The following is a 24,263-nucleotide window of genomic DNA, read 5'->3' as shown; positions in this document are numbered from 1 at the left end:
CGCCCGTTTGCGATGCCGTCGCGGGCAGACCGCCTTTTAGGGCGATGGCCTGACCACGTGCCAAACTTCCTTGAAGCCGTCGCCTTGTATGCAGTGACGTGGTTGCATGCTCGCACGCTGCGCGAATCGTCAGCGTGCGTCATTTTGTCCTAACGCTTGCAGGAACAGCGAGAATAGTTCGGGCTGCGATGCGATGCCGAGTTTCGAATACAGGTGCCGGCGATGTACCTTGACGGTTTCGGGCGAGATCGAGAGCCGCTCGGCGATCGCCTTCGACGAGTTGCCGCGCAGCACGAGCCGCGCGATCGCCATCTCGCGCTCGGACAGACGCTCGGCGCCAAAGCGTGCCAGCGCACGCTCGACGCGTACCGCGAGGTCGCTGTCGGTTCGGCCGTGCGCACTGTCGTTTTGCAGCCTGCGCTGCTGGCGCAGTGTCGCGATCAACCACGGCGAACACGCGCACAGACGGCCGAGCGAATCGGAGTCGAAACGGGTGCGTGCGCCGAGCGATAGCGACAGCATCTCGTCAGGCCGTGTACGCACGATGATCTGCAATTCGTCTTCGCCCACTGCGTCGCGGAAATAGCTCAGAAAATATTCGCTCTGCCTGAACCGGTCCGGCGCGACTTCCTCGAGCCGGTAACAACCGTCCGCGAGACCGTCCTGGGCGGCCTGCAGGAACGGATCGAGCAGATACAGCCCGTCCAGATAGAGCGGCACGGGCGATGGCTGGCCCGCGCCGCCGGTGTCATATTCGTCGAGCACGGCAGGCACGCCGTCGGCGCCGATTAAGGTCGCGAGCGCATTGTCGAACGGCACCAGCTCGTTGAGAAACAGGATCAGCAAGCGCCAGAAGCGCGGCTCGCCGAGATGCTCGAGTGCACGTCCGAACGCCTGATGCATCGCCACTTCACTGAACAATCGATCCATAAACGCCCCAGATTGGCGTACCTACAAAGGGGAATTGGCACGCGCAAATTGTCTTCCTAGACTGCGCGCCATGCATAGCCCGAGTATGGGCGTTCAAAAACCCGGCGGCAAAGGAGAGCAAGATGGCGATGATATCGGAGCCTTCGAGCACGACGTCCGACGCGCCGCGCGACGCGCGAGCGGCCGATGCGCTTGTGCGCTCGCTCAGCGTGCGTGATGTCGTGATGATCACCGTGTCGGGCGTGACGCCGGCAAGCTCTATTTTCGTGATCGCGCCGTTCGCGATTCGGCAATCGGGCAGCGGTGCGGTGATGTCTTTCGTATTCGGGGGCTTGCTCGCGCTTGCGTTTGCGCTTTGCTACGCGGAACTGGGCGCGGCCCATCGCAGTGCGGGCGGCGAGTACGTGATGGTGAAGCGCGTGTTCGGTGGATTGTCTGGCTACCTGACGTTTGCCGCGGTACTCGCCGTCAACGCATTCATTCCGGCGGTGCTCGCGAGCGGCGCCGCCCCCTATCTGAATGCGGCGCTCGGCACGCATATCGGCAATCAGCCTGTGGCGCTCGCGATCGTGTTCGCGAGTTATGCGCTAGGCATCCTGAATATTCGCACCAGTGCGTGGATTACTGGGGGGTTCCTCGTGATCGAGGTACTCGTGCTCGCGCTGATCGCGTATCTGGGGTTCTCGGCGCCGCACCGATCCGCGTTTGCGTTCGTCAATCCGGTCATCGTGAGCGGCGACGCGCTCGTACCCGTGACACTCGCGGCGATCATACCGGCCATCGGAACGGCAATTTTCTGCTACAACGGCTTTGGCACGGCCGTCTTTCTTGCCGAGGATCTGGAAGGCGGCAATCGCGATGTCGCGAAAGCCGTGATCTGCTCGCTCGCGGTGGTGCTTGCCGTGGAACTGGTACCGCTGAGCGCGATCGTGATCGGCGCGCCATCGTTCGTCGAACTCGCGAAAAGTCCGGACCCGATCGGCTATGTCATACGTTCATTGAGCAGTTCTGCCGTATCGCGCGTCGTGAGCGCGGGCATTTTCCTATCGGTGTTCAATGCGATCATCGCGATCGTGATCATGACCGGCCGTTTGCTGTACAGCAGCGGCCGGCATGCAATGTGGGCGCCCGCATGCAATGCTGCCTTCACGCGCATTCATTCACGCTTTGAATCGCCGTGGGGCGCGACATTGGCGCTGGCCGTGCCGTCGATGCTGCTCGTGTTCGTGTCGAGTCTCGACGAACTGACCGTTTTTACCGTCGATTTACTGCTGCTCGTCTATCTCGCGGTCGGTATTGCCGCGCTCGCGAGCCGCGTGCTGCGGCGCGATGTCGAGCATCATTACCGGATGCCGTGGTGGCCTTTGCCACCGATCGTTGCAATCGCCGGCGCGGGTTATACGCTTTATACGACACTCGCTGCCGCGGCCGGGCCGACGGATCTGTACATCATTGTGGGAATTGCCGGCGTCGCGTTCGCGGCTTACGCGCTCTGGGTCCGCCGCAGTGTCCCATTCCGGCAGCTTTGACTCACGCATCCATTCATCAGGAGGACTAGCGACATGCGCACACGGGATCTGGGCATCCGCATCGGCCGCGGCCGGCCAGGGCGCTTCAACGCGATCACCGACGTGACGGGCGTGCGGGTCGGCCATCATACGATTCACGTCGATGCAGGCGATGCGTCGGCGCATACCGGCGTGACGGTGATCGAGCCGCGCGTGGGCCGCGCGCGTGACGAACCGTGCTTCGCCGGTGTGCACGTGCTGAACGGCAACGGCGACGCGACAGGGCTCGAATGGATACGCGAGGCGGGGTTGTTGACCACACCGATCGCGTATACCAACACGCACAGCGTCGGCGTCGTGCGCGACGCGTTGATTGCGGCCGAGCGTGCCGAGGGCGGCGTGCGTGATCGTGGGCAGGTTTATTGGTGCATGCCGGTTGTGCTGGAGACGTTCGACGGACTCCTGAACGACATCTGGGGGCAGCATGTGCGCGGCGAGCATGTCGCGCATGCACGCGCCGTTGCGCGTACCGGGCCGGTCGACGAAGGCAGCGTCGGCGGCGGGACCGGAATGATTTGCCACGAGTTCAAGGGCGGCATCGGCACCGCGTCGCGTGTCGTCGACGCGACGGCAGGCGGCTGGACCGTCGGCGCGCTCGTGCAGGCGAACTATGGGCAGCGCGAGGCACTGCGCGTTGCCGGTTATCCGGTCGGCGAGGTGCTGCGCGACGTACATTCGCCGTTTCGCGTGCCGGGTGCGGGCGAGCCGGGAATGGGCTCGATCGTCGTGACACTTGCGACGGACGCGCCGCTGCTGCCGCATCAATGCCGGCGGCTTGCGCAGCGGGCCAGCATCGGGCTCGCGCGAGCCGGCGGCGGCACCGACAATTCGAGCGGCGACATCTTCGTTGCGTTCGCCACGGGTAACAGCGGGCTGCCGATTGCGAGCTACGGATGCGCCGCCGCTGCGACGCTCGACGTGCGGATGGTCGCCGATTCGCATATTTCCGCGCTGTTCGAGGCGGCGGCGGAGGCGGTGGAGGAAGCGATCGTCAACGCGCTTGTCGCCGCGACCGATCTTGCTGCGCGTGGATGCCGCGTCGAGGCGCTTGGCGCGGCCCGGCTGACGGATGCATTGCGGCAGACTGGTTGGCGGCCCGCGCGTGACGCTCAGCTTCAGCTATAACCGTGGCAGCGTTTCAGGCCGGCGTAGTCATAAAAATGACTGCCGGCTGCGATTCGTGCGCCGTCGCAAGCGGGTTGAAAATCCGTTTCGCGCTCGTTGTACAGCATCTTCACGATAAGCCGCGAGCCGTTGCGATATACGTCCCATTGCAGGTTCGCGGCCATCGGCGATACGGTTTCGCCGCGCCAAGGGTTGTTTGCATACGTGTAGGTTTGCGCTTGCGGCACGGGAACGAATACATCTTTGAGCTGCAGAATCGATGCGAACGGAATGATGATCTCGGCGTGCGTGAAACGCAGCGTCGCCGCATTCGTCAAATCGCCGCGCGCGACAGCATCGATTTCATTGAAGAAGTCATCGGCCAGCCGTTGAGCCATTCGATAGGTTATCGGATTGGCTTCGGCCACACCTGGGCCTTTCGTGTAGAAATCCTCTGCATCTTGAAGATAGGCGAGATATTCGGCCTGGGGCGCGGCGATATAGCGCTCCATCGTCACGCCGCCGGTTTCCGCCGCCATCGCCGGTGCGATTTGCAATAGGTTGTACAGTACGTTTGCTGCGTCGGTGGCGGACTTGATCTTTGTCTTGCCGTCGCCGTTGAGCGTGTTGCTGAATTTGCCGTCCGCCGACGTGAACGTATACGTACCTCTATTCGAGAATGTATAGCCCGCCGTGCCGAGTTTCGCGACGAAATCGGGTTTCATCAACGCGGCGAGGACAGTTTGTGCGACCTGTGCGGTTTGCGGCGCTTGCGTGATTGCATCGAGCTTCGCGGCGACGACGGGATCGTTCGCGTAGGCCTGATAGGCGAGGCTGTCGCGATATGTCGCGTAGTACGGATCGGCGCTCGACGTCACGAGATCGGTTGCGGGCTTCAGCGCATGAAAGTACAACAGAAATCGATTGACGCCCGCCGGCTGTGCGATTGGCGTGCCTTGCGGATAACCTGCCGGCGCGGCGGGCCGCACGATCGCCGAGGCGAGTGCGGGCCGTGCGGATACGAGTGCATTCGCGAAATAGGTCGAACTATCGACTGCGCGGTCTTGACCGGAATTGACGACGACGATCTTGCGGCGCGACACGCCGGATGCATCCGCGACAGCGTCGAACAACGCCGGCATCCGTTGCAGCAGGCGCGAGGCGAGTTGCTGATGCTCGCTGATGCCCGCTTGCGTCAAATTTCCGTAGCCGGGAGCCGAGATGCCCGCTATGCCGTGGCCGAGCAGCGCGTTCGCCTTGATCAACGTGAACGTATCTGCTTTGAGTTGCTGGCCGAGTGCAGTCAGTGCACCGTCTGCATCAGCCTTTTGCAGCATGTCGTAGATTGCGCCGTCGTATTTGAACCCTGACAGTCCTCGCGAACCGTGGCGTGCAACCATTTGTGTGTAGATCGGCGTATAACCGGCGGGCGGCGCTTCGTATGCCGAAATATCCTGAAGCGGACGATACGGCGTTTTCGTTTGATAATAGGTTGGTGTAGCCGGAGCAGGAGCCGGAGCGGGCGTCGACGCGGGTGTATCGGGAGTATGAGGCACGGCGTTCGACGCAGCGCTGGGCGGCGGATTGTCGTTGGCGTTATCCGAATTGCAGCCGGCGAATGCGGTACATAGCAGAATCGGTCCGAAGAGGCGGGCGAGGTGGCGTTTCATCGGGGTGGTAGCGCGCAATGGAAAGGCATAGGGCACCGCCGCTTGTGGAAGCTGTGCGCGGACGGTCGGTCGATCGCGCAGTCTCGCAAAACTATTTGACAGCTTGAAGTCATCGAACGGAAAGCGTCCCGCACGCTTTCCGTTCGCATCCGCTTGCGGCGAACATAGTGTCTAGCTGCCGAAATAGATATTGCAGAAGCTGACGGGGCCCACGCACTCGCCCGATTGCTTGCGGCTCTGATGAGCGGGCACTCGGCCGTTTTGCAGAACGGATTCGGCGCGGCTTGCCGATTGAGGGTTCGCGCCGGCGGCGGTTTGTCCTTGAGATGCCATTGCAGCGGTGCCAATCGATAGGGCGAAGAGAGCGGCACACAGCGACTTCATGTTGTTTTCTCCTTGATGTTCAACGCCTTGCTTGGCGTTGACGACACTATATGACTCGGATTCGAGCCCATTAATCGTCGGTGTTGGAGAGCTTCTTTCCATATCGAACAACGATTCACGCGTCATATCGATAAAGGGCGGCGTCAGCGTCGACGTGGCGTGCGCGCCCGCGTATACCGGCGAAACGGTGTGTCCCGGTCGATCAACGCACTGCGGATGAAATGCAGACAACTGGCGATACGCTGCATGCGCCGGCGTTCGTCCGGGATCGCATGCCATATGTGTTGCGTATGCTGAAGCGCCCGAATCGCGAGACTGACCGACTTCAGCGCGGTTGCGAGCCGGTGGGCGTCGGGCGATTCGAATAGGCGCGGCAGCGTGTCGGATACCGCGCCGACGAGCGTCGTCCAACGCGGCGCGGGCACGGTTGGCGTGCTCGAGTAGACTTGCATTTCATTGCGCAGATCGACGACGGCATGACCCACTTCGAGCGTGACGAGCATCCAGCGCATCGCATTGCGATAACCACGTGAGCGCTTGACGAGCAGGTTGCGCAACTGCGACATCAAGTCATGCGTGCTCGATTGAAACCGCTGATCCAAGCCGGCCAACGGGCCGTTGCACGCGAGCGCGACCTGGCGGCGCAGGTCGCGTGTAATCTTGCTGATAAGCCAGGGCGACTCGGTAGGCAAGATCATCGCGAAGGCGAGCGAAGTGGTGAGCATCGACACGATCAGCGCGAGCCCGTTGTTGAGCAACACGTCCGGCGCGTAGGCGATTACGTTGTCCGGCCCGGCAAGCAGGCAGAAGAACACGACGAAGCCGATTCCGTAGCCGGACTTGCCGGGCAGCGTCGCGAGAAACGCACCGAATGCGAGCGTTGGCGCGAGCGCTGCGCATAGCAACCCAAAACCGTCGATGTTCGGGTACACGTAGCAGAGGTACAGGTAGCCGGCGAGCGTCGCACCCGCCGCGCCTGCCGCCATCTGTGCGATGAAGCGGCTCGAGCGCGCGGCGCTCGAACTGAGCGCGCACGCGATGGCGGTGCCAATTACCGCGAGTGCGCCGCTCGGCCATTCCGAAGCGATCCAAAATGCGCTCATCGCGCCCATCGCCACGATCGTGCGAACGAACGTGAAGCCGACAAAATAGCGGTTGGTCTTCACCGCATACCGGGTGACCGAGCGCTCGAGAACGTGACTGTCCAGCGCGAGCGACACATGCGTCTGCGCATAGCCGAGGAATTCGTCGACGAAGCGATAAAGCAGTTCGATCGCGGTATCGAAATCGAGCAAGCCGGCCCGTGCGTGCTCTTCGATGATTCGGCGCGATGCACGCGCGCGCTTGGGCAGCGCGGTGAGGTAATCGCTCAGTACTGCAATGGTCAACGAGTGCGCGTTCCCGTCGCGTTCGAACTCGGCGCCGAGCTTGCCGAGCAATGCCGATAACGATTCGATATGCGAACCGACGGCGGCGAGCACGTCGCTCGCATGACTAGTTCGCAATCGTTTGATCAGTTGATGGAACGCGTGCAGCCGCGCGCATGCATTCATGAATTCGCTGTTGAGCCGCGCAAGCCTTCGGCTGCGCGCGCGAATCCGCGGATCTTCGAACGAGGCGAACGCGCGGGTTGCCTCGAAACCAACGATTCCGTCGACGAAATCCGCGAAACGCCGCTCGAACGTGCCTCGTTCGACGAGGCCGCCGAACGTGCCGGCGGCGAATGCAATGAAATCGCGATGACGCGTGTTCAGCGTGCGCATCAATGCGTTGCTCGCACTGAGTGGGAATACGATCGCGCTGACCATGGCCGAGCAGATGATTCCGACGCTGACTTCGCTCGCGCGCGTGAGCGCCGCGAGAAACAGCGTATTTGGCGCCATCACGGCTGGCAGACCGATGAGCGCGGCGGTATAGCCGGCAAGCACGTAGCCGTACCAACGGAAATGCCGGTTGCGCACGGCCGCCGTAATGCAGAGCGCGACCCACAGCGTCATGCCGGTCATATAAAGCTCAGGCTGTTGCGCGCACAGTGCGCCCAGTGTCAACGCGGCGGCGAGCCCGACGGCGGTGCCCACGATTCGATAAAAGCTTTTCGCGAAAACCATGCCGCTCATCGGTTGCATCAGTACGAAGACGGTCGTCATCGCAATGCGCGGCTGCGGCATGTCGAATAGCATGGCGATACCCATCGCAAGCAACGCCGCCGAGACCGTTTTCGTCAGATGAAGCCACACAAGTCCGCTGCTCTTCGCCCAGTCCCGAGCCAGCTTGACGAACACCGGCCACCGCGACTGCCCTCGTTGAGGATCGATGCAGAATCGCGATGACGCAGGCTCGGTTTTCATGACAAGGGCGAATGCTCGTAACGGTGCTGATCGGGGAGCCCCAATCAGTGCGGCGGCGCCGGATCGATTAGAGCGGCGCCGATTGTAGGAGCGTCGCGCACGCGTATTAACAAAACTACGAGGAAACCATCGTTGCAACAGAGGTAACAATCGACACCGGGTGCTGGAGGACAATAGCGGCTCTTCGACAAGTTTCGAACCAGCATGGATACGTTACAGAACATGCGGGTATTCGCCCGTGTGGTGGAAGCGGGGAGCTTCACGGCAGCCGCGCAATCGCTGAATTCGACGACGGGCGCAATGTCGCGCGCTGTGTCCGAACTCGAGGCCCGGCTGAGAACGCGCCTGATGAATCGTTCGACGCGCCGCCTGGCACTGACGCCGGCCGGCGAGCGCTATCTGCTGCGCTGCCGGCAGATTCTGGCCGACGTGGACCAGGCCGAGGAAGAAGCGAGCCGCGCGCATGAGCGTCCGGCGGGCGTGTTACGCATGCATAGCTTTGCAAGCATTGGCCAACATTATGTGTTGCCTGCATTGACTGCGTATCGCGAGCAGCATCCGGATGTATCGATCGAGCTTACGCTGTCACAACGAATGCCCGATCTCTTTGACGGCACCAGTGACATGGCAGTCGTCACGGCCGCCGCGCTACCCGATTCGGAGCTGGTGTCGCATCCGCTGGGTTCGACCTTTAACATCCTGTGCGCAACGCCGGCTTACCTGCGCGCGCATGGCGCACCGTGCAGCCCGCGCGATCTCGCGCGGCATGCGTGTCTGACGCTGTGCACGCCCGCGTTTCCGCCGCACGAGTGGCAGCTCGAAGGGCCGGCGGGCACCGAGACGATCAAGGTGGAAGGGCCGGTGCAGACCAACACCGCCGAATCGCTCGCAGTGGCGATTCGTTCCGGTATCGGCATCGGCATGCTGCCGCTCTACGCGGCAATCGAAGATTTGCGGCGCGGCATGCTTGTGCGCGTGTTGCCCGCGTATCGGCTGCAGAAGATGAACGTTTACGCGCTCTATGCGTCACGGCGCTTTATCGATGCGAAAGTTCGGACCTGGGTGGATGCATTGCGTTTTCATATGCCCGCGATGATCGCGCGTGACGAGGCGGTGTTGTCTTCGATCGGCGCGCAGACGTCCGAGGTGGCGCAGACTGCCTGTGCGGTTGCGCGAGAGGCGTTTGCCGATCCCGAACGGACGTTGACGCATTGATGCACGAACCGGTGCGGATTTCTCAGCGTTTTCGAGGTGCCTGAAACGGTCGCGATAAGTGTACGACACATTTGACCGGTTTGAACTCAGCTGTGTTGCGCGCGCGTTTCGCACGTCATGCCGCGCATACGGAATGCGTGCGAAGGGTGGTGTCGCTTATTGGACGCGGGCCGCGGTAGGTTTGCCGGCCTCGACGGTACCGCTGACGGCCGCGCCGTAGGACGTCGCCGCCTTTTTCTGGGCGAGGCGTTTCTGATCGAGCCGTTGTTGAGCGGCTTGAATGTCTTCCGGGTAATTCGCGTCGTTGCCGCGTGCCGGCTGGTAGCCGACCGATTCGAGGTCGACGAGTTCCTGGATGACTTGGGCGCGCGTGGGCCCTTGGCTCGACGGCTGCTGCGCAAATGAGACGACCGGTGCGGCGAGCATCAGCGCGGCAGCGGCAGTGGCGACGATCGATTTCATATAGAACTCCGAGATGATTCAGTGTGATTCGACGTAGTTCGCGTCTAGTGATCCGAACTGTCGATACGCAGTTTATGGAGTCGCCACGTGTGGAAAAACCCTCGAAGCCGGTTTGCAGCCTTCCAGATCGAACAACATTGAATCGAAATGAATGGCGCTGCGGCGCGCGGCATAACATGACGTCGTATTGCGCGGCGTCGTGTTGCATACGGCGTGCGATCGCTGCCTGTGCGTTGCTATCGATGCGATTCCGCCCTACCGGACACGCGTTGTGCGATAGCAGTATCTATCCGAAGCAGGCGGACGGACATATGAACGCCAATTGCGCTGCTCCATCCAGTTTCTTTTCATCGAAATCGGCAACGTGCCGTTCGTGCGGAAAAATGTGCGATGCGTGTTCGTGGTGGTGCATCGCATCATGTTTTGCACATTAAAATGGCGGCCGGATTGACGGCCGAGCTACGGGCATTGTGCAATCGGCACATCGCATATGCCCGCTTTGCCGCGCTTTACCGCCGTCGTGCAGGCCGTGAGCATGGCATGACCCTTGCGATCATCGGCGTGCCGCCAGCCGCGGCATACCAACTGTTCGCGCTGAAGCGCTGGAGACCTGAACGATGACGAAGCAAGGCGAATTTTCATTGAGCGAAGTGCCGCAGAATGAGCGCAAGGGTTTGTTCTCGATCACGATGGTATTGCTGAGTTTTACGTTTTTCACGGGCACGATGTTCGCGGGTGGCAAGATCGGTATGGCATTCGGTGTGGTCGACATGCTTTGGATCGCCGTTGCCGGCAACCTGTTGTTGGCCGCCTATGCGGCGTCGCTTGGGCTGATCGCGGCGCGCAGCGGCCTCAATTCGGTATTGATGGGGCGCTTTTGTTTCGGCGAGATCGGCAGCAAGCTGTCCGATTTCCTGCTCGGTTTCGCGGAGCTTGGTTGGTACGCTTGGGGCACCGCGACGGTTTCGATCGTTCTCGTCAAGCTGCTCGGCTGGCCGCAGGCGGTGACGCCGCCGCTGATGGTGCTGTTCGGTCTGGGTTTCTCGATTACCGCGATCGTCGGTTATCGCGGGATGGACGCGCTATCACGCGTATCGGTGCCGCTGATGTTCGTGCTGCTGATCGTATCGATGTGGATCGCGACGCGCGATATCGGCGGCTGGCCGGGGCTGATGAAAGTGTCGCCCGCGCATCCGATGGCGTTTCCGGCGGCGATCACGATGGTGTTCGGCACGTTTGCAAGTGGCGCGACGCAGGCGACCAACTGGACGCGCCTCGCGCGAGGCGGCCGTACCGCGATGTTCGCAAGCCTGATCGGCTTTTTTGTCGGCAATGGCTTGATGATCGTCGCGGGCGCATATTGCGCGATCGTTTATCAGCAGCCGGATATCGTCGAAGTGATGATGTTGCAGGGGCTGTCGATTGCGGCAGTCGTGATGCTGTGCCTGAATTTGTGGACGATCCAGGGGCCGACGATCTATAACGTCGCCGCCGCCGCATGCCATCTGCTGCGCACCGAGCGTCGCCGCACGCTGACGTTCGCGGGCGCGGTGCTTGGCATCGTGCTGGCGATCGGCGGCATGTACGAATTGCTGATCCCGTTTTTGCTTCTGCTCGGCTCGATCATTCCGCCTGTCGGCGGCGTGATCATGGCCGACTATTGGTTCCGGCACCGCGGCCGCTATCCGGCGCTCGTGTCGGTGCGATTGCCGCGCTTCAACGTCCCGGGGCTGGCCGCGTATGCGGTAGGCGCGGTGACGGCGTATATGTCGCCTTGGATCGCGCCGATCGTGGGGATTGCGGCTTCGTCGTTCGCATATATCGTGTTCGTGCAGATCACGCAGCGCGTCGCACGTGCGCCTTCGATCCAGGAGCCATGAACCGATGAGTTCGAGATGATTTCGCGAAGAAAATATTCGGAAACCTGATCGACGGAAATCGCAGCCATACTACCGTGCCGATCGAAACGCCGGACGCGTTGCCACGAATGAACGGCCACGCAAATCGCGTGGCGGAGCAATGATCGATTCACCGCAATACGCCCAATCGTCGGCCGCGTTGCTTGCATGGCGGACGCTGGACACTCAACTACAGGAACGTTCATGAAAATCGTCAATGCCGCGCTGCGCAAGCGCAACGGCCTGCACACGATCGATATCGACGACGGCGCGATCGCAGCCGTTGTCAAGCAACCCGAGCGAATCTCAACGCCGGGTGCGGATCATATCGATGCGGCCGGTCAGCTCGTGATCGCGCCACTCGTCGAGCCGCACATCCATCTCGACGCCGTGCTGACTGCGGGCGATCCGCAATGGAATATGAGCGGCACGCTGTTCGAAGGCATCGAGCGTTGGGCGCAGCGCAAGGCGACGATCACGCATGACGATACGAAAGCGCGCGCGCATGCTGCGATCGGAATGCTGCGCGATCATGGAATTCAGCACGTACGCACGCATGTCGACGTGACCGATCCGACGCTTGCCGCACTGAACGCGATGCTCGAAGTGAAAGACGAGGCGCGCGGGCTGATCGACCTGCAAATCGTGGCATTTCCGCAGGAGGGTATCGAATCGTTCGACGGCGGCCGAAGGCTGATGGAACAGGCAATCGAAATGGGCGCGGATGTCGTCGGCGGGATTCCGCATTTCGAGAACACGCGCGAGCAGGGGGTGAGTTCGATCAAGTTTCTGATGGATCTCGCGGAGCGAACCGGCTGTCTCGTCGACGTGCATTGCGATGAAACCGATGATCCGAACTCGCGTTTTCTCGAAGTGCTCGCCGAGGAGGCGCGTGTGCGCGGTATGGGCGCACGCGTGACGGCGAGCCATACGACGGCGATGGGCTCGTATGACAACGCATATTGCTCGAAGCTATTCCGGCTGCTGAAGCGCTCGGCGCTCAACTTCATTTCGTGCCCGACCGAGAGCATTCATTTGCAGGGACGCTTCGATACATTTCCTAAGCGGCGCGGCGTGACGCGCGTCGCCGAGCTGGATCGTGCGGGGCTCAATGTGTGTTTCGGCCAGGATTCGATCAAAGACCCGTGGTATCCGCTCGGAAACGGCAATATCCTGCGTGTGCTGGACGCGGGCCTGCACATCTGCCACATGATGGGCTACGACGATCTGCAACGCTGTCTCGATTTCGTCACCGATCATAGCGCACGCGCGATGCATCTCGGCGAACGCTACGGAATCGAGCCGGGACGGCCCGCGAACCTGCTCGTATTCGATGCCGACAGCGACTACGATGCGGTGCGCCGGCAGGCGAAGGCGCGACTGTCGATCCGGCATGGCAAGATCATCATGCAGCGTGAGCCGGAGCGGCTTGCCTATCCGGCGTAACGCAGCAAGGGCGAGAAGGCCGGGCGCGGTCTTCTCGCTTCACTCGCGCCCGCCGCGCAGCCGCAAGCTGGCCAACGCCGCGATCACGAGCGCGGCGGCCAGCAGCAAGAGGCCGTTTTTCGCGTCGCCGCTTACCTGCTCGATCGTGCCGACGACTGTCGGCCCGACGAAGCCGCCGAGCAAACCGCACGTATTGACGAGTCCCAGGCCGCCCGCGAGCGCGCTGCCGGTGAGCCGCGACGCGGGAAACGTAAAGATGATCGACTGCACGACGAAGAACATCGTTGCGGCAACGCACAAGCTGATCAGTTCCATCATGGGCGATGCGTGGGCAGCCCCAGCAAGCCCGAGCGCCATTACGGCGAGCCCTGCGCACAGCATCGTGCGCGCGCGGCGCGAATTGCGCGCAAAGCGCGGCAGCGTTGCCGCGCCGAGCGCGGCGGCAAGCCAAGGCGTAGCCGTCAATACACCGACCTCGAACGGCGAGAATTGTCCCGACGCGCCGATGATGCCTGGTAAAAAGAAGATCACGGTATAGATCGTCAACTGGTGGCAGAAGTACACGAAAATCGCCAGCCAGATTTGCGGGTCGCGCAGCGCGACACCGAACGAATGGTTACTGTGCGCAGCCGAGCCGGTTTCCTGCTCGGCTGCGAGTGCGCTCTCCAGTGCGCGGCCGGTTTCCGGTGCGAGCCAGCGCGCGTCGCTCGGACGATCGGGCAGGCGCATCCATACGACGAGTGCAAGCGCAATCGCGGGTATGCCTTCGATCACGAATAGCCATTGCCAGCCATGCAGCCCGAGCAGGCCGTCGAGTTCGAGCAGCACGCCGGCGAGCGGGCCGCCAACGATATTCGCTATGCAAACGCCGAGCAGAAAGTAGCCCGTCGCGCGTGCGCGTTCGTCGCGGCCGAACCAGTAGGTCAGATACAGCATCACGCCGGGAAAGAGTCCGGCTTCAGCGGCGCCGAGCAGCAACCGCATCAGATAAAACGACGTTTCGCCACGCACGACGGACATCGCGATCGATAGCGCGCCCCACGTCATCATGATCCGGGCGATCCAGAAACGCGCGCCGACACGATGCAAGATCAAATTGCTCGGGATTTCGAAGCATGCGTAAGTCAGGAAAAACAGCCCTGCTCCGAGACCATATGCGGCCGACGAGATGCCGAGATCAACGCTCATCGAATGCTTCGCGAACGCGATGTTGGTACGGTCGAGAAAACTGATGACATAGGCGGCAATCAACAGCGGCAGCAGCTTTCTGAACAGCAGCCGGTTCAAGGGCGGATCGGCGTAAACGGCAGCGGGGCGCAACGCTTGGGCTTGGCGAGTGGACATGCTGACGGCTCCGGTAAAGGCGAACTGGCGCGCACGGCAAGCGCGACGCACCGTGTTCGATTCGTGTTCGACAAAAGTTGAGCAGATGACGGAGTCGCGCGCCGGCGGCACTCACCGGGAGCGGGGCGATGACGGCTTGACGGTGGTCGGCGTGGGCCGGCACCGTGTCTCTGCGTTTGCTTGCGTATTCAGCGAGCGGCGGGCGGCCGCCTCAGAACTTCACCGCGCCGCTGCCCTTGAGCCCGAGCATCGCGCGTGCGTCTGCCGGCGTAGCGATGTCGAGCGCCAATCCTTCGAGTACCTGACGAATTTTCCGCACTTGCTCGGCACTCGATTGTGCGAGCTTGCCGGGCGCAATCCATAGCGAATCCTCGAGTCCGACCCGGACATTCGCACCTTGAGCCGCGCCGATCGACGCGAGCGGAATCTGATGGCGACCCGCGCCGAGAATCGACCAGACATAGTCCGCGCCGAACAGGCGATCGGCTGTGCGGCGCATGTGCATCAGGTCTTCCGGATGTGCGCCGATGCCGCCAAGCAGGCCGAACACGCTTTGAATGAAGAACGGCGGCTTTGCGAGCCCGCGATCGACGAAGTGCGCGAGGTTGTAGAGATGCGAGATGTCGTAGCATTCGAATTCGAAGCGCGTGCCGTTCGCGCCACAGCGCGTCAGGATGGTTTCAATGTCCGCGAAGGTGTTCTTGAATACGAGGTCGCGGCTCTTTTCCAGATGCTCGCGCTCCCACGGGTGCTTGAATTCACGTGTGCGCTCGAGCATCGGGTAGAGGCCGAAATTCATCGAGCCCATGTTGAGCGACGCGATTTCCGGTTGAAAATGAAGCGCCGGACGCAGGCGTTCGTCGACCGTCATGTGCGGGCTGCCGCCCGACGTGATGTTGATCACCGCATCGGTTTGCGCTTTGATGCGCGGCAGGAATTGTTCGAACACGGCGGGATCTTGCGTGGGCTTGCCATTGAGCGGATCTCGCGCGTGCAGATGCAGAATCGCCGCGCCAGCCTGCGCTGCATCGATTGCCGCGGTTTCGATTTCGCGCGGCGTGACGGGCAGGTGCGGCGACATTGACGGTGTATGGATTGCGCCTGTCGGCGCACAGGTGATGATGACTTTGCGAGCGTTTGCCACGATGGTCTCCTGGTCGGTCTGGGTGCAGGCGGATTAAAGCGTTTCGACGTTGCCGCAGACGGAAATGGCCTGGCCGGTGATGCTGCGTGCGCCCGGCGTGCATAGGAACAGCGCGGTGGCGGCGATTTCGTCGGGATCGGTCATGCGGCGCAGTGAAATCTTCTCGAGGTAGCGTGCCTCCATTTCGCGATAGCCGAGGCCGAGTTGCGCGGCGCGTGCTTCGATCACGCGTCGCATCCTCGGCCCGCGCACGATGCCCGGCTGGATCGCGTTTACGCGGATGCCGAGTGGGCCGAGTTCGATCGCGAGACTTTTGACCAGACCGACGATCGCCCATTTGGTCGCTGAATACGGCGTGCGATACGCGTAACCCAACCGGCCCGCCACCGACGACAGCGCAATGATCGAGCCGCCATGGGCGGCATTGCGCAACAGCGGCACTGCACGGCGCGTGAACTCGAATTGCGCGTTCAGATTGATCGCGACGGTTTGTTCCCACTGAGCAGACGTGATCTCGTCGATACCACCGGTCGGCCCTGCGATGCCGGTGTTGTTGACGAGCACGTCGAGCCCGCCGAATGTGTGCGCGATATCGGCGAACACGCGATCGATTGCGCGCGGATCTGTGACGTCGGCTAGCGTCGCACCGAGTGCCGGTCGTTGGGGGCGGTCGACAAGTGCGGCGAGTGCTGTTTCGGATGCGTCGCAGATGTGCACACGCGCACCGCAATCGGCGAAGGCGTCTGCGATCGCGAGGCCGATGCCGGCCGCACCGCCCGTCACGAGCACGCGTAGATCGTCATAGGGTTTGAGCAAGTCGTGTGCGGCCATGCGCAATGTCTCCTTCGGTGTTGGATGGCTGTTCGAATCGAAATCGAATCGGTTTGCGCTTAACCGGCTCGCGGCGGACCGGCGCGGCTGCCAGGTGCGTTGCCTGAGTGTCACGAGCGCGCGTGCAGCCGCGGCGACGCCGGTTCGGCCGTGAGCGAAGCAGCGAGATCGTGCGCGGCATGACCGATGTCCAGCGCGATGCCGGCACGCACGCCGGCGCCGTCACGCCGCTCGAGCGCGTCGACGATCGTGCGGTGCGCATCCATCGAGCGGCGCATGTGCGGGATGTCGAGCGCGACCATGTTCAAGAACGGGCCGATCCGCATCCACAGGTTCTGAATGATCGCGAGGGTGCTTTCGCTCGCGCCGTGCGCATAGATCGCGCTGTGAAACGCGAAGTTGCTTTGCAGGTACGTGCGGGTTCGGCCGGCTTCGGCGTGGGTTTGCATGATTTCGCAGAGGCGGCGTGCGCCGGCGATCTGCGCGTCTGTCATCCGCGCAGCCGCACGTTCGGCGACGCAGCCTTCGAGCGCGATGCGCACGTCACGCAGCTCGTCAAGCATGCCGGTCGTCATCGGCGGCACCACGAGCGCCCGGTTCGGACCATCGACGAGTGCGCGCTCGGCACGTAGCCGCGTGAGCGCGGCGCGCACCGGCATCGTCGACGAGCCGACCGCCTGCGCGACGCCACGCAAGCTCAACGCCTGACCAGGCGCGAAGCGGCCGCTCATCAGTGCTTCGCGCAGTTGTTGGTAGACCTTGTCGGCCATGGTTTCTTGTTCGATGACCTTCAATGCGGGCGGGGCGATGCGCGCGATCAATCCGGTCTCCTGATTTTGAAGTGTGATTCGTGATCACACTGTGAATGCATGGAAGTGTTGTCGGTGGCACCGCATGCGTCAAGGAGCGAGCGGTAGGGGAAAACGCTAGACGTGCGAGCGCAGATCGGGATGCGGCCAGCACGCGCAGTGTGTTTGTGCAAGAATCCGCCCGGTTCGCCGAATCATGCCGGCGGCATTGAATGCCGGTTGGCCCGCTAACGAGCACGCGATTGGCGTTACCCTGAACGAAGAGACGAGGAGAGACAATTGATTCAACGCATTTCCGTTTTTTTCACGCAGATCGTGCATCGGGTGCTGCCCGATCCGCTGATTTTCGCGATCCTGCTGACCATCGCGACATTTGCGCTCGCGTTCGGCCTCACGCCTCAATCGCCGCCGCAACTTGTGATGATGTGGGGCTCGGGCTTTTGGAATTTGCTTGCATTCTCGATGCAGATGGTGATGATTCTCGTCACTGGGCATGCACTCGCCAGCTCCGCGCCGGTCAAGCGCTTGCTGGTTGCGCTGGCGTCATCGGCGCGTTCGCCGGGGCAGGGCGTGATGCTCGTGGCGTTCGTCTCGGCGCTCGCGTGCGCGATCAACTGGGGCTTTGGCCTTGTGCTCGGCGCGATGCTTGCCCGCGAAGTTGCGCGGCGCGTGCGCGGCGTCGATTACCGGCTGCTCGTCGCATCGGCTTATATGGGCTTTTTGAGTTGGCACGGCGGATTGTCCGGATCGATCCCGCTCGTTGCCGCGACGAAGGGCAATCCGATGGAAAAGACGGTCGGCTTGATCCCCGTGTCGGACACCCTCTTTACCGGCTATAACGCATTCGTGACGATCGGCCTCATTGTGATGCTGCCGTTCCTCGCACGGTTGATGATGCCCAAGCCGTCCGACGTCGTGATGGTCGATCCGAAGCTACTCGAAGACCCGCCGAGTGTCGAGCGCACGCTCGGGCTGGATGCGACGCTTGCCGAGCGGCTCGAGGAGAGCCGTTTGCTGTCGATGCTCGTTGCGGCAGTATGTTTCATATTTCTCGGCGTGCGCTTCGCGCAGAAGGGCTTCGCACTCGACATCGACACGGTGAATCTCGTGTTTCTTGCCACCGGTATCCTGCTGCACCGCACGCCGATGGCTTATGCGCGCGCAGTTGCAGCGGCCGCGCGCGGCGCATCGGGAATCATGATCCAGTTTCCGTTCTATGCGGGTATCCAGGCGTTGATGGATCACTCGGGGCTGGCGGGCGTGATCACCAAGTGGTTCGTCGATATCGCGAACGTCCATACGTTCGCATTGCTCACATTCCTAAGCTCGGCCGTAATCAATTTCGCGGTGCCGTCGGGCGGCGGTCACTGGGTCGTACAAGGGCCGTTCGTGATGCCGGCCGCGCAAGCGCTCGGTGCGGATCTCGGCAAGGCGGCGATGGCGATCGCATATGGCGAGGCGTGGACCAACATGGCGCAGCCCTTCTGGGCGCTACCCGCGCTCGCGATCGCAGGGCTGGGGGTACGCGACATCATGGGGTATTGCGTGACGGCACTGTTGTTTTCGGCAGTGGTGTTCGTGGCGGGGATGTATTTGTTCTGAGCATGCGCGGCCGCCACGGCGTTGATGGGTTTCGACTCTCCGTGCGTCGCTTACGATGCCGGCGCGCATTGGCGTTGCCGGATGAGTTCCATCATGCCGGGGCTGCGAGGTTGGTGTAGCGTTTGCAAATAGCTGGCCGAATAACGTTGCTGATCCTGATCCTGTTCGTCCAACAGAAAGGGAGTCAGTGCGTGGCCGGCGAGATCGCTGAAGAGGTTGTATTGATCGACGGAAGCAAAATGGCGAGTCGAATCGGCCCACCGGGCACGCATCAATGCTGGATACGAAGGCGGCTGTGCCATGCCGGCAACCGGCGCGGTCAACTGCTGTTGCATCGCATTGCTGACATACAGCGTGACCGGGTTGTCCGGGAAAACTCGCCGGATGGCGTTTAAACGGTGCGCTTTTTCCACGCCCGTCATGTCGTCGGAAAACAGTCTGCGCATGATAAAGATGCCGACCGGACGACGCGGCGCAATGGCAGCGCGCAATTTATCGAGGGCGGCGACGATTTGCGCGGTGGAAAAAAGCCTGAGCGTGCCGACGGAGGTGGTGTAGTTGCCGCCGAGCCAGATCGCATAATCGACCGGCGGGGCGGGAACCGGCAAAACGTTGGCGCTGCTAACCGTCGTCATGACGAGCGGTGTCAGGTATACGGCAACGCGTGGATGCGCGCGCTGCAACCGGCTGTACAGATCGGCATCCCTTTCTTGCAATAACGCAAGTTGCGAATCCGTCGTGTACAGATTCAGCCGGCCCGTGTTGTCGATCTTGTCGCTGACGAACGTCTTGATCGTGCTATCCAGCAGATGGGTATAAATGGCGACGGGGCGCGTGAGCAGCGACGATCTTATCCGGCCCGTTGCCAGCAACGAATCCGCGGCACGCTGCCCGACAATCATGATGCAGGTTGAAGCGGTGACGTCGATTTCCTGCGGAGCGAGCTGTACCAGATCGACGAACTCCGCCGCAGGGGCGAGTTGCGTTGCAAGCATCGACGCGGCTTGGCCGTCGCCTCCGTTGCCGCTGGCGATCACCACCGTTTTTGCCGGTGCCGATACGTTGGCGGCGAACAGCAGCGTCAACAGAGCAAGTCGGTTTTTCATGCGTTCGTGGCAGGCCAACGGTGTGTTTGCATCGGATGTCGAGTGTCTGTCGCGCTTCGACCGCATTTACCGGATACCGGTGCGGCGTCAACCGGCAATCGATCGGCGCACGCCATTTTTACTCGATGCGCGTGCGCTGTCGATCGGGGTATCGGAGAAATTGATACGGTATCCGAAAAGGCGGCGGCTTGGGCTTCGCCTGCCGCGGGCCGCTGATTACCGTCATGCGTTCCATCCACGTGTTGAGCTCGGCCGCATTGGGCGAACCGGTTCACGCTCAATCGGACTTTTCATCGATGAGCGTTTTCAGGAAAGCGATGATGTCCCGGATATCCTGCGGCGACATCGCGGGCTGAGCGCCGAGCTTGCGATCGAACGGTGCATCGGTCACGTCGACGTTCGCCCGGTAGCGGGCCGGCATGTCGTCGTATTGGTCGATCTTGCCGTTCGGCCCGCGTGGATAAAACTTGCTCGGATCGGTGTTGCGCGTGTTATAGAAATCCATCACCTGATCGAGCGTGTGATAAATGCCGTTGTGGAAGAACACGTGGCGCGTGGCCGCGTTGCGCAGCGTCGGCGTGATGAACATGCCGCAATATTGCGTCTGGTCCTTCAGATCGTCGCGCAACGGTCCGCACACGCCGAGATCGTAGAAACCGGGATTGCGGTTCTGCGCGAGCTTGCGATTGCGCGGCACGCCGAGTGCTTCGTACTGGTAATTGGTGAACATAGGCGGCAGGCCGTCCGGACTCGGTTTGGACAAGTGGCAGCCGGCGCAGTTGGCCTTGGCGGGATCGTTGAACAGGCGCAGCCCGCGCAACTCGGCTTGCGTGACGCGCGCGTCGCCTTCGAGCCATCGATCGTACTTGCTGTGATACGGATGGAACGACGGGTCCTCGACCTGGAAACGCGCGATCGCGAACATCGCCTCCGATACGGCAAGCCGTGTGTTGTCGAAGATGCGCGGACCGAACAGTTGCGTGAACTGCCGGGCGTATCGCGCATGGGACAGCTTTTTCGCAACGGTGTCGATGTCCGGGTTGGCCATCTCCAACGGGTTGAGCAACGGGCCGAATGCCTGCTGCTGAAGCGTGTCCGCGCGGCCGTCCCAGAACATGCCGCCTTGCGGAACCATCTGCGGCGTGGCGGCGATGCCTGCCGTCTTCTGCGCCTTCACGACACCGGCTGATGATGCAGCAAGCTGTGCGACGCTCGGCGCGTCGTCGCTTTCGCCTTGGTCCGGGCCGATGCTGAAATTCGGCTGGCGATACAGATACATCAGCGAGGGCGGCGGCCGATAGCCTTGCGACGTGAGTGTGGGGCCGCCCAGCTGCACGTCGAGATCGTTCGGCGGCCCATACGCGTGTGCGGGGCTGTGGCACGACGCGCACGATTGGCGGCCCGACGCAGACAGCGCGGGATCGAAGAACAGCGCCCGGCCGAGCTTTGCAGCAGCGCTGAGCGGCGCGGCAGCGGGGCGTTGCAGGACAACGGGGTGAGGATTCGCGCCGGTCAGGTTCTCGACGATTTCGCCGATTGCATTCGGCACCTGCGCGGGAAATGCGAAGGCGAATGCAGCGAACCCGAGCGCGCCGGCGGCGAGCGCGATCGCCAGCACGCACGATGTGCGGCGCAACGCTGGGGGCCGTTCGCCTGGTGGCGGGCATCGGGTGTGACTGCTCGCATCGGCCGTGCCGAGAAGAATTGCCGCGCGGCGTGCGAGCCGACGAGCGATTGAGAAACAGCGAATGAGACCGTCAAGGCAAACGCATGATTTTGTATCGCAGGCGCGTGATTTTTATTTCCAGCTGGAGTAGGCGTTTTTGCGCGTTGTTTGATATTTTCTTGATTGGCGATTTAGTCGAGTCGGGAAATGTTCACAGCATCGATTCCGCCAAAGGGCGGGCCGAGCGGACATGGGCTGCACGCCGATAATCGGAAGGCGATACACCGGTATGTTCTTTGAAAAAACGCGAGAAATTGCTGGCCGCCGAAAATCCCAGTTCATGCGCAAGGCTCGCGAGCGGCAGCCGGCCGTTGATCAGTTCACGGATCGCCTCTTCGAGCCGAAGCGCGCGCCAGAATACTTGCGGCGTGGTATTGAGCTGATCGCGGAACAACACGAACAGGCGCGCGCGCGAAAGTCCTGCTTCGCTGGCGATTTCGTCGATGGTCGAGCGGGTATCGACGCGCTCATGCATCAGATGCACCGCCATTCTGAGCTTACGGCTCAATACCGGCGCGTTGACGATCTTTGCTCCGCACTGTGTCGTGGCCGACGACGCCCGCACGGACATGGCGATCAGTTGCTCGACGGCTTGATCGATCGACGCGCTCTTTTCCGAATCGGAGAGAATCAGCGCGAGGAGCTGCCATAAGCCGGCACGTAACGCCGGGTTGATGTCGATTCTCGGCGAAGGAAATAAAAAAGGGCCACCCGCTGTGCGTGCCTTTTGCTCCAGCCACGCTTTCTCGATATAGACGGCAAGAAACAACGCGGGCCGATCCGATGCGAGCAACCTCAGGTCGTGCTGCTCATATGGATTGACCGCCGAAGCCTGGGTTGCGCTGTACCGAAAGACCTCGGTGCCGATTCGCGCCTCGGCTTGCGCGCCGCCGAGCCACCAGACGATATGCGCATCCGGATGAGCGTGAGCGACCAGTCCCGAGCGCAGCGACAACAGCGATATGCGGCCGAAAGCGCCGTCATGGAGTGCGAATGTCTCCGTCATGCTTTCTCCTGTTTGCGTGTCAATGCATTTGATTTATAAGCGATAAGACTAGCATTTTCGTGGTTGACCGGGAATCTGACGCGTGAACGAATCCTGACTGAATTTTTAAAAAAATGGATTCTTGGATAAGTGACGGCTGATGAGAAATGGCATGGCGGAAAGGATTTCGGTTTTCAAAAAATAGCGAGACGCCGCGATAGACTGGCAGACGTTTCGATATGGCGCAGGCAATCAGCATTCGTAGAATCGCCGCATACGGAATCGAGGTGTGTGGCCGCGATTCCAACTGGCGGGCGCGGTTTTCGCGCGAGCCCAACGGAGAGTGCGATGTGCACAGTGTCCGAGCAGCGCCCCCAAACAGTCGATCGACCCGGCGAGCCGCCAACGGCCAGGCTGTTGGCCGAGACATTCGCCATTTGCAGAACCTGCCCGAGAAACCGGCCCGGCAGCGGCGCGTTCGCCCATGCGTTGTACCGGGCGATGAAAGATGCGCTGTGCGGGCAGGGTGTCGAAGTCAGGCTGGTGCATTGCCTTGGAAGCTGTGTCGATCCGTGCGCCGTGGCGCTCGATTCGCCTGTGAAGCCACGGCTTCGTTTGTCCGGGTTGACGGAATCGATGACGGGGGATCTCGTCGACGCTGCGTTGGCTTACCGGTCAGCCGATGCCGGACATGTTGGCGCGTCGATGCTGCCGGTGGCATTGAAGTCGAACATATCGGCGATTTCGCCAAAAAAACCGGCTTCGGACTGACGCCGCGTGCGGGTTGGATCGGCTCTCAACCGATTTTCGAATCGGTCAACGAATAATCAAGGAATGCGAATGAAGGTGCGATACGACGACACAGGGCACGGCGTGCCGGTGGTTCTGATTCATGGCCTGGGTGCCTCGGCGAATATTTTCGGCGCGCAGGTGGCGGCGCTGCAATCCGATTTTCGGGTGCTCGTGCCGGATCTGACGAGACAACGGCGCGACACCGGTATCGCGATATCGATCGATACGCTGGTGGGCGACGTGATCGAATTGATCGACGGGCTGGGTATCGAGACAGCTCATTTCGTCGGGCATTCGCTGGGCAGTGTGGTCGTACAGCATTTGGCGGTGCGGTATTGGCCGCGAGTGAAGAGCATTGCGTTGATCGGCCCGATTCAGGTGCCCACCGACGCAGGCAAGCAAGCTTTGCTCGGGCGTGCCGCACGCGCAAGGTTGTCTGGAATGACCGAAGTGGCGGATACGACGGTACTGTCGGGAACTGCAAAGGAAACTCGGCGCGATCGTCCGGAAATCGCAGCCTTCGTGCGTGAACTGGTGATACGTCAGGACCCCGAATCGTATGCGCAAACCTGCGAGGCGATCGTCGCGCTGTCGCCCGCGCCCATCGAGACGCTGCGTTGCCCCACGCTGGTTGTGACTGGCGATCAGGATGCGACGTCACCGCCAGAGGTTGCAAAGGCGATTGCGCAGAAGATTCTGGCCGCGACGTATGCGGAGCTGCCCGCCTGCGGCCACTGGACACCGATAGAGAAAGCGGGCGAGATTAGCGGCTTGCTGCGCGAATTTCTATTGCGTGTCGCCGACTGAGTGTCAGTGGCGGCGGCACGCGAACATCGCCGCGTCCAGATCGAAGCCCGCACCGCTCGAGGGCAATGTCGCGACTGAAGGGTTGCATTCCG

At 61.8% G+C, this 24,263-nt stretch carries 21 protein-coding genes; 9 read left to right on the top strand and 12 right to left on the bottom strand.

Going from position 1 to position 24,263, the window contains the following annotated elements; translation table 11 throughout:
• Nucleotides 1-129: 129 nt before the first annotated feature.
• Entirely contained in the window at nt 130-930 is an 801-nt protein-coding gene (locus tag BSIN_RS12690) for a helix-turn-helix transcriptional regulator (RefSeq protein WP_089340775.1), read from the bottom strand.
• A gap of 122 nt (nt 931-1,052) precedes the next feature.
• On the opposite strand from BSIN_RS12690, the gene BSIN_RS12685 reads away from it, so the two are divergent.
• Together BSIN_RS12685 and BSIN_RS12680 are read left to right on the top strand one after the other, a co-directional pair.
• The gene (locus BSIN_RS12685; protein WP_089340774.1) at nt 1,053-2,459 is read left to right on the top strand and encodes an APC family permease; all 1,407 of its coding nucleotides are present in this window, start codon (nt 1,053-1,055) and stop codon (nt 2,457-2,459) included.
• Nucleotides 2,460-2,492: 33 nt separating this feature from the next.
• The gene (locus BSIN_RS12680; RefSeq protein ID WP_089340773.1) at nt 2,493-3,623 is read left to right on the top strand and encodes a DmpA family aminopeptidase; all 1,131 of its coding nucleotides are present in this window, start codon (nt 2,493-2,495) and stop codon (nt 3,621-3,623) included.
• Here the strand turns inward: BSIN_RS12680 and BSIN_RS12675 are convergent.
• From BSIN_RS12675 to BSIN_RS12665, 3 genes are all read right to left on the bottom strand, one after another.
• Nucleotides 3,614-5,272: a histidine-type phosphatase gene (locus BSIN_RS12675; protein ID WP_089340772.1), complete on the bottom strand. Its 1,659-nt coding sequence runs from the start codon at nt 5,270-5,272 to the stop codon at nt 3,614-3,616. The genes BSIN_RS12680 and BSIN_RS12675 overlap by 10 nt on opposite strands.
• 171 nt (nt 5,273-5,443) lie before the next feature.
• Nucleotides 5,444-5,656 carry a hypothetical protein gene (locus tag BSIN_RS12670; RefSeq protein ID WP_089340782.1) on the bottom strand — a complete coding sequence of 71 codons (213 nt, stop codon included), beginning with the start codon at nt 5,654-5,656 and terminating at the stop codon, nt 5,444-5,446.
• A 143-nt stretch (nt 5,657-5,799) separates the two neighbouring features.
• On the bottom strand, nt 5,800-8,004 hold the full coding sequence (locus BSIN_RS12665; protein ID WP_089340771.1) for an FUSC family protein: 2,205 nt from the start codon (nt 8,002-8,004) through the stop codon (nt 5,800-5,802).
• Nucleotides 8,005-8,208: 204 nt separating this feature from the next.
• On the opposite strand from BSIN_RS12665, the gene BSIN_RS12660 reads away from it, so the two are divergent.
• Nucleotides 8,209-9,219, top strand: coding sequence for a LysR family transcriptional regulator (locus BSIN_RS12660; RefSeq protein ID WP_089340770.1), 1,011 nt, complete (start codon nt 8,209-8,211; stop codon nt 9,217-9,219).
• Nucleotides 9,220-9,375: 156 nt separating this feature from the next.
• On the opposite strand, the gene BSIN_RS12655 is transcribed toward BSIN_RS12660, so the two are convergent.
• Complete coding sequence (locus BSIN_RS12655; protein ID WP_089340769.1) at nt 9,376-9,681, bottom strand: DUF4148 domain-containing protein; 306 nt, start codon at nt 9,679-9,681, stop codon at nt 9,376-9,378.
• 390 nt (nt 9,682-10,071) lie between these two features.
• On the opposite strand from BSIN_RS12655, the gene BSIN_RS12650 reads away from it, so the two are divergent.
• From BSIN_RS12650 to codA, 3 genes are all read left to right on the top strand, one after another.
• Nucleotides 10,072-10,302 (top strand): hypothetical protein, encoded by a 231-nt coding sequence (locus BSIN_RS12650; protein WP_143757429.1) that lies wholly within the window; start codon nt 10,072-10,074, stop codon nt 10,300-10,302.
• Nucleotides 10,299-11,561 carry a cytosine permease gene (gene codB, locus BSIN_RS12645; RefSeq protein WP_089340767.1) on the top strand — a complete coding sequence of 421 codons (1,263 nt, stop codon included), beginning with the start codon at nt 10,299-10,301 and terminating at the stop codon, nt 11,559-11,561. Before BSIN_RS12650 ends, codB begins: the two co-directional genes overlap by 4 nt.
• 222 nt (nt 11,562-11,783) lie before the next feature.
• A complete protein-coding gene (gene codA, locus BSIN_RS12640; RefSeq protein ID WP_089340766.1) occupies nt 11,784-13,025 on the top strand; it encodes a cytosine deaminase in 1,242 nt (413 codons plus the stop codon).
• A 39-nt stretch (nt 13,026-13,064) separates the two neighbouring features.
• Here the strand turns inward: codA and BSIN_RS12635 are convergent, their stop codons facing one another.
• The 4 genes from BSIN_RS12635 to BSIN_RS12620 form a co-directional block, all read right to left on the bottom strand.
• Entirely contained in the window at nt 13,065-14,369 is a 1,305-nt protein-coding gene (locus tag BSIN_RS12635; protein ID WP_089340765.1) for an MFS transporter, read from the bottom strand.
• Between the two features lie 211 nt (nt 14,370-14,580).
• Nucleotides 14,581-15,513, bottom strand: a complete 933-nt coding sequence (gene kce, locus BSIN_RS12630) for a 3,5-dioxohexanoate:acetyl-CoA acetone transferase (protein ID WP_089340764.1) — start codon at nt 15,511-15,513, stop codon at nt 14,581-14,583.
• Between the two features lie 33 nt (nt 15,514-15,546).
• Nucleotides 15,547-16,344 carry an SDR family oxidoreductase gene (locus BSIN_RS12625; protein ID WP_089340763.1) on the bottom strand — a complete coding sequence of 266 codons (798 nt, stop codon included), beginning with the start codon at nt 16,342-16,344 and terminating at the stop codon, nt 15,547-15,549.
• A gap of 110 nt (nt 16,345-16,454) precedes the next feature.
• The gene (locus tag BSIN_RS12620) at nt 16,455-17,165 is read right to left on the bottom strand and encodes a GntR family transcriptional regulator (RefSeq protein ID WP_143757428.1); all 711 of its coding nucleotides are present in this window, start codon (nt 17,163-17,165) and stop codon (nt 16,455-16,457) included.
• A gap of 267 nt (nt 17,166-17,432) precedes the next feature.
• Here BSIN_RS12620 and BSIN_RS12615 point away from each other — a divergent pair, with 267 nt between their 5' ends.
• Nucleotides 17,433-18,755 (top strand): TIGR00366 family protein, encoded by a 1,323-nt coding sequence (locus tag BSIN_RS12615; RefSeq protein ID WP_089340762.1) that lies wholly within the window; start codon nt 17,433-17,435, stop codon nt 18,753-18,755.
• Nucleotides 18,756-18,805: 50 nt separating this feature from the next.
• On the opposite strand, the gene BSIN_RS12610 is transcribed toward BSIN_RS12615, so the two are convergent.
• The 3 genes from BSIN_RS12610 to BSIN_RS12600 form a co-directional block, all read right to left on the bottom strand.
• Complete coding sequence (locus tag BSIN_RS12610; RefSeq protein ID WP_089340761.1) at nt 18,806-19,861, bottom strand: hypothetical protein; 1,056 nt, start codon at nt 19,859-19,861, stop codon at nt 18,806-18,808.
• Nucleotides 19,862-20,138: 277 nt separating this feature from the next.
• Nucleotides 20,139-21,497: a cytochrome-c peroxidase gene (locus BSIN_RS12605; RefSeq protein ID WP_256583778.1), complete on the bottom strand. Its 1,359-nt coding sequence runs from the start codon at nt 21,495-21,497 to the stop codon at nt 20,139-20,141.
• Nucleotides 21,498-21,738: 241 nt separating this feature from the next.
• The gene (locus BSIN_RS12600; protein WP_256583777.1) at nt 21,739-22,356 is read right to left on the bottom strand and encodes a helix-turn-helix domain-containing protein; all 618 of its coding nucleotides are present in this window, start codon (nt 22,354-22,356) and stop codon (nt 21,739-21,741) included.
• 366 nt (nt 22,357-22,722) lie between these two features.
• Between BSIN_RS12600 and BSIN_RS12595 the strand changes: the two genes are divergently transcribed.
• Nucleotides 22,723-23,343 (top strand): DUF1636 family protein, encoded by a 621-nt coding sequence (locus BSIN_RS12595; protein WP_143757427.1) that lies wholly within the window; start codon nt 22,723-22,725, stop codon nt 23,341-23,343.
• A 69-nt stretch (nt 23,344-23,412) separates the two neighbouring features.
• Nucleotides 23,413-24,171, top strand: a complete 759-nt coding sequence (locus BSIN_RS12590; protein WP_159935955.1) for an alpha/beta fold hydrolase — start codon at nt 23,413-23,415, stop codon at nt 24,169-24,171.
• Nucleotides 24,172-24,263 lie beyond the last annotated feature (92 nt).

The organism is Burkholderia singularis (genome assembly GCF_900176645.1).
GTDB classification, from domain to species: domain Bacteria; phylum Pseudomonadota; class Gammaproteobacteria; order Burkholderiales; family Burkholderiaceae; genus Burkholderia; species Burkholderia singularis.
This window is presented reverse-complemented; position numbering and strand designations above follow the sequence as displayed.

What these genes read in the sequence shown, in the direction of transcription:
- BSIN_RS12675 (WP_089340772.1), bottom strand. Translation starts at nt 5,272, where the DNA reads ATGAAACGCCACCTCGCCCGCCTCTTCGGACCGATTCTGCTATGTACC.
- BSIN_RS12690 (WP_089340775.1), bottom strand. Translation starts at nt 930, where the DNA reads ATGGATCGATTGTTCAGTGAAGTGGCGATGCATCAGGCGTTCGGACGT.
- BSIN_RS12670 (WP_089340782.1), bottom strand. Translation starts at nt 5,656, where the DNA reads ATGAAGTCGCTGTGTGCCGCTCTCTTCGCCCTATCGATTGGCACCGCT.
- codB (WP_089340767.1), top strand. Translation starts at nt 10,299, where the DNA reads ATGACGAAGCAAGGCGAATTTTCATTGAGCGAAGTGCCGCAGAATGAG.
- BSIN_RS12610 (WP_089340761.1), bottom strand. Translation starts at nt 19,861, where the DNA reads ATGAAAAACCGACTTGCTCTGTTGACGCTGCTGTTCGCCGCCAACGTA.
- BSIN_RS12650 (WP_143757429.1), top strand. Translation starts at nt 10,072, where the DNA reads ATGCGTGTTCGTGGTGGTGCATCGCATCATGTTTTGCACATTAAAATG.
- codA (WP_089340766.1), top strand. Translation starts at nt 11,784, where the DNA reads ATGAAAATCGTCAATGCCGCGCTGCGCAAGCGCAACGGCCTGCACACG.
- BSIN_RS12625 (WP_089340763.1), bottom strand. Translation starts at nt 16,344, where the DNA reads ATGGCCGCACACGACTTGCTCAAACCCTATGACGATCTACGCGTGCTC.
- BSIN_RS12655 (WP_089340769.1), bottom strand. Translation starts at nt 9,681, where the DNA reads ATGAAATCGATCGTCGCCACTGCCGCTGCCGCGCTGATGCTCGCCGCA.
- BSIN_RS12685 (WP_089340774.1), top strand. Translation starts at nt 1,053, where the DNA reads ATGGCGATGATATCGGAGCCTTCGAGCACGACGTCCGACGCGCCGCGC.
- BSIN_RS12665 (WP_089340771.1), bottom strand. Translation starts at nt 8,004, where the DNA reads ATGAAAACCGAGCCTGCGTCATCGCGATTCTGCATCGATCCTCAACGA.
- BSIN_RS12660 (WP_089340770.1), top strand. Translation starts at nt 8,209, where the DNA reads ATGGATACGTTACAGAACATGCGGGTATTCGCCCGTGTGGTGGAAGCG.
- BSIN_RS12680 (WP_089340773.1), top strand. Translation starts at nt 2,493, where the DNA reads ATGCGCACACGGGATCTGGGCATCCGCATCGGCCGCGGCCGGCCAGGG.
- BSIN_RS12590 (WP_159935955.1), top strand. Translation starts at nt 23,413, where the DNA reads ATGAAGGTGCGATACGACGACACAGGGCACGGCGTGCCGGTGGTTCTG.
- BSIN_RS12635 (WP_089340765.1), bottom strand. Translation starts at nt 14,369, where the DNA reads ATGTCCACTCGCCAAGCCCAAGCGTTGCGCCCCGCTGCCGTTTACGCC.